General features: G+C 59.1%; 12 protein-coding genes and 4 pseudogenes. 4 read left to right on the top strand and 12 right to left on the bottom strand.

All coding sequences use genetic code 11. The features are described 5' to 3' along the window. Positions 1-38: 38 nt before the first annotated feature. Positions 39-1,621, top strand: a pseudogene (gene rtcR, locus C7W88_RS17285) (RNA repair transcriptional activator RtcR). 16 nt (positions 1,622-1,637) lie between these two features. Here the strand turns inward: rtcR and C7W88_RS23940 are convergent. From C7W88_RS23940 to C7W88_RS17270, 3 genes and pseudogenes are all read right to left on the bottom strand, one after another. Continuing rightward, on the bottom strand, positions 1,638-1,901 hold the full coding sequence (locus tag C7W88_RS23940) for a peptide chain release factor-like protein (RefSeq protein WP_240345130.1): 264 nt from the start codon (positions 1,899-1,901) through the stop codon (positions 1,638-1,640). Between the two features lie 330 nt (positions 1,902-2,231). Beyond that, positions 2,232-2,411 (bottom strand): annotated as a pseudogene (locus C7W88_RS17275) (RtcB family protein); the annotation flags it as partial. A gap of 134 nt (positions 2,412-2,545) precedes the next feature. Then, positions 2,546-3,130: a TetR family transcriptional regulator gene (locus C7W88_RS17270; RefSeq protein ID WP_162896184.1), complete on the bottom strand. Its 585-nt coding sequence runs from the start codon at positions 3,128-3,130 to the stop codon at positions 2,546-2,548. A gap of 74 nt (positions 3,131-3,204) precedes the next feature. Between C7W88_RS17270 and C7W88_RS23935 the strand changes: the two genes are divergently transcribed. Beyond that, positions 3,205-3,507, top strand: coding sequence for a Rieske 2Fe-2S domain-containing protein (locus C7W88_RS23935; RefSeq protein ID WP_240345062.1), 303 nt, complete (start codon positions 3,205-3,207; stop codon positions 3,505-3,507). A gap of 29 nt (positions 3,508-3,536) precedes the next feature. Beyond that, complete coding sequence (locus tag C7W88_RS17265; RefSeq protein ID WP_240345061.1) at positions 3,537-4,253, top strand: RHO alpha subunit C-terminal catalytic domain-containing protein; 717 nt, start codon at positions 3,537-3,539, stop codon at positions 4,251-4,253. 68 nt (positions 4,254-4,321) lie between these two features. Here C7W88_RS17265 and C7W88_RS17260 read toward each other — a convergent pair whose 3' ends face one another. The 5 genes and pseudogenes from C7W88_RS17260 to C7W88_RS17235 form a co-directional block, all read right to left on the bottom strand. Then, positions 4,322-4,639 carry a DNA-binding transcriptional regulator gene (locus tag C7W88_RS17260; protein WP_118074864.1) on the bottom strand — a complete coding sequence of 106 codons (318 nt, stop codon included), beginning with the start codon at positions 4,637-4,639 and terminating at the stop codon, positions 4,322-4,324. Then, positions 4,623-5,023 (bottom strand): annotated as a pseudogene (locus C7W88_RS17255) (type II toxin-antitoxin system RelE/ParE family toxin). The gene C7W88_RS17260 and the pseudogene C7W88_RS17255 overlap by 17 nt, the downstream one beginning before the upstream one ends. A 110-nt stretch (positions 5,024-5,133) precedes the next feature. After that, on the bottom strand, positions 5,134-5,679 hold the full coding sequence (locus C7W88_RS17250) for a tyrosine-type recombinase/integrase (protein WP_118074863.1): 546 nt from the start codon (positions 5,677-5,679) through the stop codon (positions 5,134-5,136). After that, complete coding sequence (locus tag C7W88_RS17245) at positions 5,676-6,908, bottom strand: site-specific integrase (RefSeq protein WP_118074862.1); 1,233 nt, start codon at positions 6,906-6,908, stop codon at positions 5,676-5,678. Before C7W88_RS17245 ends, C7W88_RS17250 begins: the two co-directional genes overlap by 4 nt. A gap of 1,267 nt (positions 6,909-8,175) precedes the next feature. Further along, positions 8,176-8,592, bottom strand: coding sequence for a hypothetical protein (locus C7W88_RS17235; RefSeq protein WP_162896182.1), 417 nt, complete (start codon positions 8,590-8,592; stop codon positions 8,176-8,178). A gap of 422 nt (positions 8,593-9,014) precedes the next feature. On the opposite strand from C7W88_RS17235, the pseudogene C7W88_RS22890 reads away from it, so the two are divergent. Beyond that, positions 9,015-9,306 (top strand): annotated as a pseudogene (locus C7W88_RS22890) (transposase); the annotation flags it as partial. 20 nt (positions 9,307-9,326) lie between these two features. On the opposite strand, the gene C7W88_RS17225 reads toward C7W88_RS22890, so the two are convergent. The 4 genes from C7W88_RS17225 to C7W88_RS17210 form a co-directional block, all read right to left on the bottom strand. Beyond that, positions 9,327-10,162 (bottom strand): IS5 family transposase gene (locus C7W88_RS17225; RefSeq protein ID WP_118074858.1). Its coding sequence is split into 2 segments (ribosomal slippage): positions 9,327-10,030 and positions 10,030-10,162, totalling 837 coding nucleotides; the frame shifts between segments, so codons are not numbered across the junction. 450 nt (positions 10,163-10,612) lie between these two features. Next, a complete protein-coding gene (locus C7W88_RS17220) occupies positions 10,613-12,430 on the bottom strand; it encodes a hypothetical protein (protein ID WP_118074857.1) in 1,818 nt (605 codons plus the stop codon). Positions 12,431-12,432: 2 nt separating this feature from the next. Further along, positions 12,433-12,852: a GtrA family protein gene (locus C7W88_RS17215; protein WP_118074856.1), complete on the bottom strand. Its 420-nt coding sequence runs from the start codon at positions 12,850-12,852 to the stop codon at positions 12,433-12,435. A 20-nt stretch (positions 12,853-12,872) separates the two neighbouring features. Further along, positions 12,873-14,483, bottom strand: a complete 1,611-nt coding sequence (locus C7W88_RS17210; RefSeq protein ID WP_118074855.1) for an NAD(P)/FAD-dependent oxidoreductase — start codon at positions 14,481-14,483, stop codon at positions 12,873-12,875. Positions 14,484-15,047 lie beyond the last annotated feature (564 nt).

Below are 15,047 nucleotides of genomic sequence, written 5' to 3'. Positions count from 1 at the left end.
TTTGTATCTCATAGGATAAGATGATAGAAATTTGGCGCATGAAGCCAACCACAGTCATCAGCTTCCTCGGCTCGACCCTCGATGCCTCAAAATTCGGTCCGTCACGCTGGATGAAGTGGCGGCCATCGGTGGGCCTGTGCATGCACGAGGACCTGCGGGTCGATCGGTTCCTGATGATCCACGGCTCGGCGCACAGCCGCCTGGCCGAGTATGTGAGCGAGGACATCGCTTCGGTCTCGCCCGAAACGATGGTCGAGCGGCATGCGATCGACTTTGCCGACGCCTGGGACTTCGAAGAAGTTTACGGCAAGCTGCTCGATTTCGCGCGTTCCCAACCGCTCGACCCGGATGTCGAGGATTACCTGATCCACATCACCACCGGCACCCACGTTGCGCAAATCTGCCTGTTTCTGCTGACCGAGGCGCATTACCTGCCCGGACGCCTGCTCCAGACGCAGCCCAAGCGCGGTGCGCCCGATGCGGCGGGAACCTGGAGCGTGATCGACCTCGATCTGTCGCGCTACGACAGCATTGCCACGCGCTTTGCGAGCGAGAGTGCGGAAAGCACCTCGTTCCTCAAGTCCGGCATCGAAACGCGCAATGCAGCGTTCAACACTATGATCGACGAGATCGAGCAGGTTGCCAGCCGCACCCGTGCGCCGATACTGCTGATGGGGCCGACCGGTGCGGGCAAGAGCCAGCTCGCCCGCCGCATCTTTGAACTCAAGAAACTCAAGCGGCAAGTGAGCGGCCAATTCGTCGAAGTGAACTGCGCCACCTTGCGCGGCGACAGCGCGATGTCGGCACTGTTCGGGCACAAGAAGGGCGCATTTACCGGCGCGGCAGCAGACCGGCCCGGCCTCCTGCGCACCGCCGATGGCGGGATGCTGTTCCTCGACGAGATCGGCGAACTGGGGCTCGACGAGCAGGCGATGATCCTGCGCGCGATTGAGGACAAGCGGTTCCTTCCCGTGGGTGCAGACCGTGAGGCCGAGAGCGATTTCCAGCTGATCGCCGGAACCAACCGCGATCTTGCGAAGTGCGTCGCTGACGGCACATTCCGCGAAGACCTCTACGCGCGCCTCAACCTGTGGACCTTCGCGCTGCCAGGCCTCGCCCAGCGCCGCGAGGACATTGCGCCAAACCTCGACTATGAGCTCGATCGCCACGCCGAGCGCGAGGGTGAGCGAGTGACCTTCAACAAGGAAGCGCGCGATCGCTACCTCGCCTTCGCGACGTCCGGCGAAGCGCACTGGCCAGGCAATTTCCGTGACCTGGCTTCCAGTGTCACCCGTATGGCGACCTTTTCCCCAAGGGCAGGATCGATAGCGAGGTTGTGGCAACTGAGATCGCCCGGCTGAAGCGGCTGTGGTCGGGGACAGACCAGCACTCCGACGAGCTCGGCACGCTTCTGGCAGGCGATGCGCTGGAAACGCTCGACCCCTTTGACCGCGTCCAGCTGGCGTTCGTTGTCGAAACCTGCCGGGCCAGCCGTTCGCTCTCGGATGCAGGCCGCAAGTTGTTCGCCGCATCGCGGGCAAAGCGCGCCAGTACCAACGACGCCGACCGGCTGCGCAAGTATCTGGCGCGCTTCGGTATCGACTGGCGCGATCTAGCCTGATTCCCGCTTGCGCAGTTCAAACCGGGGGCCAGCATAGACGCGAACCGGGTTCCAGCTCGCGGTGGCTTTGCCACTGCACGCGGCGGGCTTCGTCCTTCGATTGCCCGCGCCGCTCCTCCAGCATGATCGCTAGCTTTAGCCGCGCAAGCTTGCGGTTGGCGTGCTGCGATCGCTGCTCCTGCGCGTTGGCCACCAGCCCGCTGGGCCGGTGGAGTGCGCGAACGGCGCTGTCGGTCTTGTTGACGTGTTGGCCGCCCGGCCCGCTCGCGCATCGCCTGATAGTCGATGTCTGCCTCGTTCAGATCGACAAGCGTCTCAGGCTCGGGGGCCAGCGATACGCCCACGTACCAGTTCTGCCGTTTGTGCCCTGGGCGAAAATGGCTCTTGCCGATCCACTGCACAGTGCCGGTGCGCTGCGCTGCAAAGGCCGATGCCTGTGCGCCGGAAATGCGCAGTAGCACCGAGACGGGCAGTTCATTGCCGCCATCGAGCAGCTCGCAGGCAAGCCCCTGCTTTGCGGCCTCGCGAGCAAAGGCCCGGGTGAGCTCAGCCACGACCCAGCGACATTCGAGCGGCCCGGCGCCTGAGGTCAGATGCAGGATGACCTCCATCACGACGCCCTCGTCTTGTAGCTAAGCAATGGCCGCAGGCGGGCGATCACCCGCACCAGCCACGCCTGCTCAAGATCAGTGATCACTGCGCGGATATCCTTGTAGGCTTCGGGCGCTTCTTCGAAAATCAGCCGCCGATCTTCACACACGACATGGCTGCCAAGCCTGGTTCGTTGAAGGTACCCGCCTCTGAACGGCGTGAGTTGGTCGCCTGCCGCCCGAACGATCGATACTGGTGGGATGGAAAGTGCCGCGCTCAATCCAGACACCGTGTCGCGGCCTACCAGATCCCGAAAGCTGGCATTGGTTCCCTTTACTCGGCTGTGGCGCTTCGCACTGCAGCTTCAGACAATCCATTGACCAGCGCGTCCAGGCCACTATGAAAGCTGCGTTCAAAGTCAAGTATTTGGTTCAGATAGTGGTGCATCGGACCGTTCGCCTCAAATGTCGCCCACCCCAGTGCAAAGGATATGACCGATGCCTGGTTTGACAATGCCTGCTCGTGACTGAGCCCCAGCGCAGTGAGGGGCGCGGCTATGCGTTGTGCGCGCTCGGCCGGATCGGCCTGCACAGCCGGTCGTGCCAGAGCGCATAGCCGAGCACCGTCACGGTGTGCCGCAAAGCTGCGCCGAAGCGCGCGACCAAATAGTCTCAGCCATTCCCGCCATTCCCCTACTGCGGCGACCTCGCGATAGGCAGCAGCATAGATTCTCTCGACCATCAGCCCCTGCAATTGGGCCTTGTCCTTGACGTGCCAGTAAATCGCCGGAGCCTGCACTCCCAACCTTGCCGCGAGCCGACGCATGCTAAGTGCATCTATGCCCTCCTGGTCCAGCAACTCGAATGCCGTTGAGACCAGGCGATCGATGTCGAGAGTTTGATGAGAGCGAGTAGCCATGGGTATGGCAGATTGACTCCTTAACACTGTTAAGTCAAATTGCGTTCTGCAAATCGCAGCCGGAGGATCGCGCCATGTCATATGTTCGCAACGCTTGGTATGTCGCCGGATGGTCCCATGAACTGGCAAAGGAAATCCCGCTTGCCCTCTCGATCCTCGGTGAGAGGATCGTGGTCTGGCGGTCGGCAAGCGGCACGCTCAACGCGCTTGAGGATCGCTGCATCCACCGTCTAGCGCCGCTTTCACTCGGCCGCTGCGAGGGGAAGGCTTGCGGTGCATGTATCATGGACTGCTTTTCAATCGTGAAGGCCGGGTCGTGGAAATTCCAGGACAAGAATCAATCCCGCCCAAAGCGCATGTCCGGCGCTATCCCGTAGTCGACCGTCACAGCTGGACCTGGATCTGGATGGGCGATGAGGACAAGGCCGATGAGAACCTCATTCCGTCCGCGGTCGGCCTTGATCATCCGGACTATATTCTCGGGCACGGCCATCTGGATTATGCTGCCGAAGCAAGGCTCATCAACGACAATCTGCTTGATTTCAGTCATCTCACCTTCGTTCATGCGAACAGCTTCGGTGCCGGTCCGCAATTTGCCGAAACGCAGGCCCGGATCACGCCGCTGGACCGGGGGATCCGCTATGAACGGTGGATCGAGAACACCCTTGGTTCATCCTCACGCAAAAGCGATGTCCCGATGGACAGCTTCATGACTTACGACTTCCTGATCCCCGGCATCCTATTGATGACGGGTGGCGTGTTTCCGCTCGGAACCGCAAGCGCTTTTGAACATGGCCCGCCGGACCTGTCAAAGGCGGTGAGTGGCGTGACATTTACCAGTCAGGCGGTAACGCCGATGAGGGACAAGAATGCGCGCTACTTCTTCTCCTGGGGCCCGCGGTACGATCAAGGCGATGCTGACGTGCGCGACAGGCTCATGGGTATCGCCGCGCAGGCTTTCGCTGAAGACAAGGAAATGATCGAGGCACAACAGCGCGTGATCGACGATACCGCCGATGCCCAAATCATGCCCACCACCCATGACCGTGGCGTCACGCTGTTCAACCGTCTCGTGGACAAACTCGCTCGTCAGGAAGAAGGAATATCGAAGCAAGCCGCCTGACGATATAAGGCAGCTATCCGCAATTCCCACATTGCAACCTGCCGTTCCGGTCAGTCCGCAAGAGCCGACTAAGCGACTGCCTCCAAGCCCTTGCGCTGAATGATCGACAACAACCGCAGCGCCGGCCCGCCAGGTCGCTTCTTCCCTCGCTCCCAATCGGACACAAGGTTCTTCGAGACATTGAGATAGCGCGCAAAGACCGGCTGCGAGACGTGCTCCGCCTCGCGGATAGCCTTGATCTCCTCAGGCTGGAGCGGCGTTGCCGGGACAAGGCATGTGTCATCAAACTCGCGCAGCGTGCGCTTATCGATGGCTCCGGCTTCATGGAGCCCTTCCATCATTTCGTGAACGGCAGCGAGCGCCTCGCTCTTATAGGTTCTGGGCATCGTCATTCACCTCGAACAGTCTTTCCTCACGCACTTCGGTATCGATCTGCGCCTGGGTCAGCGCGAGCACGATCTTCGCGGCCTTCTTGTAAACCTTCAGCTCGGCCGCGCTGAGGTTGGCTTTATCGCTCTTTGCAAAGCCGAAGGCGAATATGGCCCGTTCCTCTTGGCGGAAAAAGACCAGCGTGCGGTAGCCACCGGACTTGCCTCCGCCTTCGCGCGCGACACGCTGTTTGTCAGGCCGCCACCGAGGTCAGCGTCGATCAGGCCGCGACTGGCTTGATCGATGGCCGCGACAAGCATTGCATCGCTGATCCCTTCCCGGTTCGCGAACTTCGCAAACCAGCGGTTCTTGTAGATGCGGGTTCGCGGCTTACCGGTCATGGATCGGCATTTCGATATCACACATAGTATTATGGTTCAATGAATGATCCTCGCCCATCGCATCGGCAATCAGCTCACCAATCCGTTAGGCTGCGTCGAGTACGGAACCGTCATCGAGATGACGCATAGCGCGATGTCGTCTGCAACCGCGGGTGGCCGACGAGCTTGCCGATCATAGGTAAGGTCTCGGAGCGGGCCGCAGCATGGCTGGCAAAGCTATGGCGCAAGTCATGTATCCGGACACCGGGCAAATTGGCCTCGACCTTCACGCCTTTCCAGAACTCACCAATACTCCGGACCGGACGACGGGTCAGCTTGTTCCAGAGCACCGGATCGGCCCCGCCGCGCCGTTCTAATGAGGCGAGCAGCGTCTGGGCCTCGTCGCCGAGCCAGACTGTGCGGGGACCGGTCTTGCTGTCATGTAGAAGCAACCGCCCTCCCTTCACCTCGCTCCAGGTGAGATCCATGATGCCGTTCATCAGGGACTGGACAATGTAGGTGCTGCGCCCAGACGCATAATATCTGACGCCGAAGCCGGGCAGCTTCTCGGACCAGACCACCCGGCGTGGCCTCCCGCCGGGCCGTGCGCCCGGATCGAAGCGGCGCAGGGTCGCTAGATCATCCGCGATGATGCGAGCCAGAGAGACGCGGGTCATGCTGCGATCCCCAGGCACTTGGCGAGCGAGCCCGAAACGCGCTTGGCAACATCGGCGATCGCTTCGTCGGCAAGATGGGCATACCGCTCGGTGGTTTCGGCCAGCGCATGACCAAGCAGCTTCCCGGTCACGACCAGCGAGATCCCATCGGCAATGGCGATTGAGGCGAAGCTGTGTCGCAGGTCGTGCAGCCGGACATCGGGCAAGGCAGCATGCTGCCTGATTGCAAGCCAAGGAATGCTGAGCGCAATTGGCTTGTCACCACGTAGCGAAGGGAACACCAGGCCGGCCTCGGCTTTGGTCGGCATCGCATTAAGCACAGCCCGCGCCTGCCGATTGAGGTAGACGATTTTCGCTCCGGTCTTGCTGTCGGGCAGCATCAAGCGCGGCGGCTGTACCCATTCCCAGCGCAAGCCCACGACTTCGCCATGTCGCGCGCCAGTGTAGATCAGCAACCGGATCGCCTGGACCGCAATCGGGTTGCTCTCCTCGAACGCACGGGGACTTGCTGCGAGGCGATTGAACTCGCGGGCGCTGAGAAAGCGATCGACCAGCTTGCGCTTGAAACGCGGGGTTCCCTTGCACGGGTTCGAGCCGCGCGGGCGTATCCCGAGCTGCTCGGCATGGCCCATCATCACGGACAGGATCGGGATCGTGCGGTTGAACGCACCTGAACGGTTGGCCCAACTGTCGCGCCAGCGCAGGACATCGGCCTTGCGGATCGCATCGACCCGCTGGTCGCCGAACATCTCGGTCAGGTCCTTGAAGATGCGGGCGCGATTGCCCTTGCGGGTCGATGGTTTCCCGTGCCGGGAATAGTCGGCCCAGAAGCGCGGCGCATAGTCGCGAAACAATGGCGCGTCACTGCGCTTGCCTCTGGGCTTCGGCGCCGATGGCAGCCCGTCGAGCGCAGCCTTGGCCAGTTGCGCGCGTGCCAAGACGCGCCCCTCCTCCGCGCCTAATTCAGGTGGGCGGCCGAGTGTGGCCCGCTTCTGCTTGCCGCGCTGGCGGAACTGAACGAACCAGCTCTTCGAACCCGCAGCGAAGGCCCTGAGGCCAGAGCCGGGCAGTTCGGTATCCCACCAGAAGAACTCCTTGGCTTTGACCTTGCGCCGGGCGATGTTGCCGTCGAGCCTGACCTTCTCGCTCGTAATTCCATTCTGACGACGCCGATTCGATCCCTCAATTTCGACCGCTTTTGGCGTTACCACATAGCCATTCGTTGACATCGATCTTGCTCCTTCATAGAAGGAACAAATTCAGGTTATACCAATGGTTTATTTTCCATTGCTGCGAAAAGGTCGCGTACAGGCTGCTCGCCCGCGATCTTCGCAAGCGCATTCCCAGCGTCAGTGGCAAACAGCACCCGGCGGACCTGTCCAGTTTGCGGTCATGGCTGAAACGCTATGCCTGAACCCTGGCTTGAGCGAGGTGGTAGGGTGACTTGCCAGTGACCTGTTTGAAAGGCGGATCAGGCAGCCTTTGCAAATCTTCCTACCTTAATCTCGCCTACGAGTGGTCCTTGGCAAAGGTGACCGCCAGGCCGGTGTGAACCGGTGCCGGACGGGAATCTGCCGGGGCAGCTGCAGCCCATGCTACCGTCATGGGTATGACGCGAAAACGGGTTACGCCGACGACGATCATCGTTGATGTTTGGCGTGTCTTGTCTGTGCCGGAGGGAAGTCAGGCTGCCGCAAGTTGACCCGGAATATTCCCTGCCCAACCGGGCGTTCACTCGAAATAGACAAGAACCCGTGGCGAAGCTGCCGCTCCGGACCGGGGGCGCCTGGTGTCCTTTTCGTCGATTATGACGACAACCGTGTCGAAGTGGATCGGGCAGGGCGCGCGCAGCGGCCGGCAGATCGACTGGGATGCTGCATTCAGGGCTGGCTGGTTCGTTCCAGGTTTGCCGAGTGAATACAGGATTTCGACAGGAACGACGACTTCTGCGCTGGCATGGCCGGATGCCGAGACAGCGGGTGCGCCATGGGCTGCCGCTGATCCGGCAAACACGGCAAGGGCTGCAAATGTCGCGCGCGACAGGCAACTCGAAACAGGCGTTCGTCCAGCCATGCAATGAGCCTAGGCTGGAAATTTCTCCAATCAAGTCAGTATGATCCCGGATCTGCAGGGTTTCGTGTATCAACCTGGGACCCGGCGCAGTCCTGCGCCATCTCGCAATCTGGCCCGGCAGCTGGTCTGGCCTGGTCCGTCAGGCAAGGGTCTTGCCCGATCCGTGCCGATCGGCGAGCCATGGCGACCCAGCTTGCGGTGTTGTGCTGGGGTCGATGCCGGGAGCGAAACAATTCCTGCCGGGGCTCATGGGCTTTGTCAGTCACGCTGCAGCCGGAAGGAGCAGGCTTCATGAAATGCGCCGTGCGTCACCGACATGATCGGCCGGTCATGCTGCGCGCTTCCCAGGTTCTCGGGCGTCAAGCGGTTGATGGCGGTTCGGGCTTTGCTGGCGCTTCACGCCATTTGCCCGCGAGGCCGGCGTCAGCCTTTGCGAAATTTGGTCCTGCCCAGCTGATCGCACAAGCCAGGGGCGGCAGGGAACATGCTGGTGGACTGCGTCCGGATGCCGACCAGGGAAACTTTCACCAGAAAGCCAAATTCGAGCGTTCGTTCAAACAGTGCCCTGTCGGGAAGGATCATGCCGGTTGCGCCTTCGACATGGCGGCGGGCAGCGTTTGTGATCACGCCTAGGCCGTTTCCGGACCTGTCGCGCACAACAGGCAAGTTGCCGGAGGACATTTCCATGTCGATGATGACGAGATCGTCGGGATGCAGGCGCTGGATGGCATCGATTGCAATTGCGTAGTTTATCAAACGTTTATCCAGCAGAACCCGCAGAGAGTGCCAGCCTGGCCGATCCATGGCGCTACCTGAAAATTGCAGCAAGGATGCCGCCAAGCTTTGCGAGAGGAGAATGTCGGTTCAAAGGGCAAATGTCCTGTCTTGCTCGATCTGCTGCAAGATACCAGTAATAGAGGCAAATTTGAATAGATGATGCGCGAACATTTCACCAAGATTACATCTTTACTGTCCTCCTCATTACATGCCATTGATAAGACCCATTAATTGTTCGTGCGGCCATCAAGAAGCCAGGTCCCGATCTGCATGGAGACGCCAGACGCGCCCTTGTTGGCAATACGCATCCATGACCCGCCAGGAGGCGTTGGATCTGACAAGTTGGATCTGACAAGGAGTGACGCGCGCCTGAGTCAGGCGAGATTACGGCGAAGAACCTTAACTCCAAGCGATCCAGTCTTTGGGGATCAGATCACAACCGACGAGGCTCTAACTGTGAATGGATGGATGTCTCGTGGTGGGTTATGCGCTATGTCTTGGCCGATGGGGGCTGTGCGGGCGACAAGCTGCGCAACGCCTTACAGGGGGACGGCGATTGGCCCCTCGAAATCGTCAAGCGATTTGACAACGCACAAGGCATTTGAAATGCGGCCAAGGCGATGGGTCGTTGAGCGCACATCCGCATGGCTCGGTCGATGCCGTCGGCTAGCAAAGGACGGGGAACTGTCCATCGAAAGCTCAGCGGCTTGGGCCACCGTAGCCTCCATCCGCATGCTAATTCGTCGAATTTCAGAAAGTCGAATTTCAGAAAGTTAAAAGCCCGATTCAGAAGTTCATCAAATTTGACAGTATCTTGCGGTTCTGCGCGTGAGCATGCGGATTGAAGCTATAAGTGCCCATGCGGTGGACGAGGCGATGGACCTTTCCCAATCTTTGGCGAGCCGACGGCATCGACCGAGCCAAGCGAAGGTTCGCTCGACAACCCATCGGCGCGGTAGCACCTCGAAGCCCTTGGCTTTGTCGGAACGCTTGATGATGTCGATAGTCCACTTGCCCATGCCGACAAGCGCGGATCGCAGTTTATCACCTGCATAGCCGCCGTCAGCGAAGACATGGCGTAACCATGGAAACCGCGTCCGGACGGCAGCCAGCACATCGACAGCACCATCTCGATCCTGAATGTCGGCGGGGTGGACGAGAATGAAGATCAGAAAGCCGCATGTGTCGGTCAGGATGTGTCGTTTGCGGCCTTTGACCTTCTTGCCTGCGTCAAACCCTGAAACTCCGCCACTTTCCGTGGTCTTCACCGACTGGCTGTCGATTACCCCGGCGCTGGGCGAGGCTTCTCGCCCTTCGATTTCCCGCAAGTTCATAACCAGCACGGTGTTGATGGCCTCGAACAGACCGGCATTGCGCCAGGCGTAAAAGTAGCGCCGCACCGTCGATACCGGAGGAAAGCATTTGGGCAAAAGCCGCCAGGCACATCCGCTTGCGGCAACATAGAGCATCGCGTTCAGGACCTCGCGCATATCCGCTGTCCGGGACGACCTCCACGCCTTGCCGCTGGCACAAATGGTGCTGCCAGCGCCCACTCGGCATCCGTCATATCCGATGGATATCGCAGACCCTCCCGGCTATGCTCGCGCCGGGCAATACCAGTCCATGTCACCATTCACTCCATCTCTTCGCAAAGAGGCGTGAATCACAACATGCTGGTATTGCTCAACAATCTTAAGATGTTTGACCAGGCTTTCGAATCAGGCAATTATTTCTTCTAATTTTCCAATATCATTGAAGTCCTGCAGTGAGTCAGTTTCTTACATAAAAGGAAATCTTATCTAAACCTCTCAAGCTATTTTCGGAAATTACAGGATATCTTCAATTAATCTCTCGACAATATCTCCTTTCTCATTCGGGCTCTGCCAATAAACTCTCACGATAAATCCATTTTCCCGGTGCTCTCGACATAGATTCTCGACCTCATTTAGATCGGTATATAGTTCAGATAAGTTATTTTTGGAATTACCTCCAAAAATGTATATTCGGTACACCACTTTCTCCAATCTGATATTGGATTGCGCAAATCACATGGCGCTAAAAGGCCTAACCGTTATGGCAACATTTACTTCAAAGAAATCGAAGGGGGTAGACCCTCGGTGTCCTTGTAGATTATTCGCCAAGCCTTCATGCCACTTTCCGGGGCGATTGCAACCGGCCGGAGCCATTCGGGTCCTTCATCTCTTGACAGTTCAGCCCAGAATCCATCTGGCGAGAACTGCTGATAGAGTTTGAGTTCATTAGCCGAAGGGCAAACAACGATCCATTCAGGACGATGGCGGGATATGATCTGATAAGCAGAATCGGTTGGCTCTGTGAAAGCGGCAATCACATCACGCATGCCGGTGTTGCCACGATGATGCCCTGTGGCGACAACGGAATGTGGGGTTCTTTCGAGAATAACCGGCCCGAGATCCAGGGGAGCCAGTACCTTGGCTGGACTCTCCTTCCCAAAAGCCGGAAGGAATTCCCAGTACCTGCACGGCTTGCCTTCCGGCTGCTCCGTTTCTTTATAAAAAGATCCGAACAATAATAGTGGAAGCGCAGGAAAAGATATCAGGGCAATGCATAAAAGCTTTATAATTTTATTGCCCCATATCTCGTGAATATCATTCTTGGATATGATCGAATTTATATAATGAGATGATATAATTGTCGAAAATACTCCGGCTGTAGCTGAAGATCTTGACACTATGGCGCCGAGAATTGTGGCTCCGCATAATGTTATTGCGAAATCAACCCGTAGCCAGCGTAAGATTTTATCGTTCTGCGCAGAGGCAGCTGCATGCCATGCCAAAGCAGAGCTCAGTACAGGAAAAAGGACATACAACCCTGCAATGTTCAAATCCTGCTTCCAGAACGGCAGGCCTTCGAGCACGCGATCATACCACAAGGCTTTGACGAGCGGATCCAATTCACCGAACGCACCTGTGAGCAGGCAGTGCGGCGCAGAATATGCGACAGCCAACGTCGCCACAGCGACAGACAGTGCAATGATGATAGCGGTCAAGAGCAGCTTTGGGCCCTCGGTATGCCGAAATCCCAGTTCGGCGAGCAAGCTTCCGCCGGCTATGATGAACAGGCCGGAGAGATATCCAGGCGACATGGCATCGCAGTGGCTGGCCATGTCGCCCAGACCGCGCGTTGCCACGAACAGCGCGGCACTGCTCAGGCCCAAGCTGGCAGCATAACCACCCAAACAGTAAGACTCACCGCGCAGCAGGCGCAAGGCGCAAACGGCGCCGAAGACCACAGACAGTGGCAATGTCTCGATGGATATCGACATGGCAACTGCCATGGCAATGCCAGCTCCCACACCGCCAACGCCGCTCTTATGCGTAAACAGGAAGTTCAGAGCCAGAACGCTTGTCAGGATGAGCCATCCATGATGGTCAATCCTGAGAGGAGAAAGCTGCAGTATCGCTGCGGAAACAAGGACGCTGATTGTAACGGCGATAAGCCCCGTCCGTTCATCGAAACAGTGCCTACCTATCCTGGCGATCAGCAATAGAGTCAAAAGCAGAAGGATGAGCGGGATTGCAAATATGGCCACCACTTCGGCAGTGTCTGGTTTGAAGAACAGGCCTAAAGCAAGGATTGCTCCAGCAAGGGGAACATCTACTATCCTGCTCCAGTGCATCTGGACCCCGGCCGGAGGATTTATCCGATGTTGATAGGCATCGAACCACCCTTGGCCCGCAATAAGATCGCGTACCTGTACCAATCTCAAGGCGTCGTCGACGTCGGGGAAAATGTGATGCCGGGCGAGCGGAAACGCCATCCACGAGAGAGCGAGCGCGATCAGCGCCCAGATGAGGACGACCTTCGAATAGAAGCCCAGGTGAGGAAAGCCCGAAGTGAATAGCTCGCGCCAGCGACGCATCCCTACTGACATTGAAATACAATCCGCTTTCTAAGCAGCCACGAGGCAGTGAAGCTGAAAAGGACCGCGACAATCCGTGTATGCCTTGGGTCGAGGCCTGCGCTCGTACCGGCTCCGACGATCAGTGTCGTCAGCGCCAGCCCGACCAGAGCCGAGCCAACGAACAATGCCTTCTGCCGCGTGCGCGCGCCGCGCTCTGCCGCCACCGTATCGGTAAAGACCGTACGGCTCGAAAGCAGCCAGTGCGCGACAATGCCAAGCGAATAGCCGCTCGCCGAAGCAATCACCGGCGCGGTCCCCATCGCCAGCAGGGCAAGGAACGAGCCGATGTCCACGGCCAGCGCGCCGACACTGGCGAGCAGGTAACGCAGAAGCATCACGCGGCGCAGGCGATCGATCAGCGGCAGGATCGTTCCGGTCATCTGTAGCGGCATCTTCGGGCTCAGGCGGCCTTCGCCGCAACCTTCTCGGGCACGATCCGCGCTGGAACATCGCGCAGCGACGCCAATGCAGCTGCCTGGTCTTCGCTGGGCGCGACGCGCGCCGGAAGGGCTCCTTGCGCACCCTCATTGCCCGCTTCGTGGTACTCGGCATCCTCGTTCACGCACCAGGTGTCGTATACCCGCGCACCCGCTGCGATATTTTCCACGGTCAGCATCGCTGTCATCATCGCGTGGTCCTGGTTGTTGTAGCGGTGCATGCCGTTGCGGCCGACCATGTGCAGCGTCGGATGCGCTGCTTCCAGTTCAGTGCGCATGGCGGCGACGTTTGCGGCATATTCGTCGTCATAGACCGGATAGGCCTTTTCCTGACGCACCACCACGCCGCCGATCACCTTTTCGGGGCTGACAAGGCCGAGGATCGCCATTTCCTGCTTGGCCAGTTCGATCAGCTCAGCATCCGACGAATCCCACAGCGCGTCGCCCTCGAAACAGAAGTATTCCAGACCGACGCAGGCCACGCTTTCGTCCGGCACCATTTCGGGCGACCACGAACGGAAGTTCTGGATGCGGCCGACCTTCACCTTGCTGTCGTGGATGTAGATCCAGTTGTCGGGGAACAGTTCCTCGGACCGGATCTTGAGCGCCACCGTCAGGAAGTCGCGATACTTGAGGCGGCTGGCTTCGAGTGTTGTGGCGGGCAGCGGATGCAGGCGCGCGGCCAGCTCGCGCATCGGCGCCGAACTTATGGCATGGGCTGCCTCGATCACCACATCGCCATCCGGTCCCGTCGCAGACAGGCGCCACCCGCCCGCGCCATCGGTTGCAAGCTGCTTGAAGGCATGGCCCATCAGCACTTCACCCTTGCCGCTCGCCACGATCCTGTCGCGCGCAGCATCCCACATCATGCCGGGGCCAAGACGCGGATAGCGGAAGGTTTCGAGCAGGGTCTTGGTCTGCATGCCGTCGTTCGGACGCTTGTTCAGGCCAAGGCTGCGCTTCAGCCCGTCGACAACCGCCCCCCACAGCGACAGTCCCTTGATTCGCTGGGCCGCCCAGTCCGCGCTCATCTCGTCGCAGGGCATGCCCCAGACCTTTTCGGTGTAGGTCTTGAAGAAGATCGAATAGAGCTTCTGCCCGAACTGGTTCACGGTCCAGTCCTCGAAGCTCTTCACCTTGCGGTTGGGAAAGGCCTTGGCTTTTGCGAAGCTCGCCATGCACAGCGTCGATCGCACGAGGCCGAGGTTCCACAGCGCCTCGAACGCGCGCAGCGGGTAGGAGTAGAACTTGCCCTCGTAATAGATCCGGCTCATCCGTGGGCGCTGGATGAAATCGTCGGGCAGAATCTCGTTCCACAGATCGACGACCTGCTGGCTTTTCGAAAAGAAGCGGTGCCCGCCGATGTCGAAACGGTAGCCTTCGTGCTCGACCGTCCGGCTTATGCCGCCGACGTATGTCTGGTCCTTTTCGATGATGGCGACGCTGAAACCGCGCTTGGTCAGGAGGTAGCCCGCCGTCAGTCCGGCCGGCCCTGCGCCGATGATCGCAACATCCACCTTGCGGCTGCCAGAACCGTTTGCGAGGCCATCGGCCGCTATCGTCCCATTAACCATCAAAACCCCCGTCTCATCATTCCTTGCCTGCGCAACAGGTGAAGGAAAATGGCTAACAGATACTTAACGACAGGAGCATGATGACGGTTGGGGTGCGAGGCACGGATGAGCTTGGAGAAAAGAGCCAAGTCCTCCACCCAAATCCTCGGTAACATGGACCCCACTCCATCTTTCCGCGATCCAGTAATCGACTTGAGCAGATCCCCAAATTGGGCTGATCGCAAGTGCGGGTTCCGATTGTGACCCGTGCCGGGCCATCTTCTCCGAGAAGTTCCGCGAGAGCTGCACTGTTCAGTCTGTGCAGCCGAAATTGTTCAACTCAACGCTGGTGCGCAAGCGCCAGCAGACGGGAGAATTGAAGCTAGCCTTCGGGCTGGCTGCACTTGGCGCTAGCATCCCTCGCTTGCTATCGTATCCCTAGTCCGGCGTATCACTAGTCCGGTAGCACGTTTTCTAGGCAACAGTGCGCATAAGGCCTGACGACAAGCGCGTCAGCTCGGGCCCCTTCCGGCCAGCCAAGTCGCGCCCGGACGGGAACATCTGCCTGCCGCTTGCAACCGGGCA

It is taken from the genome of Novosphingobium sp. THN1 (assembly GCF_003454795.1).
Lineage (GTDB): Bacteria > Pseudomonadota > Alphaproteobacteria > Sphingomonadales > Sphingomonadaceae > Novosphingobium.
The sequence above is the reverse complement of the archived record's forward strand: the minus strand, read 5'-3'. Positions and strand labels throughout refer to the sequence as shown.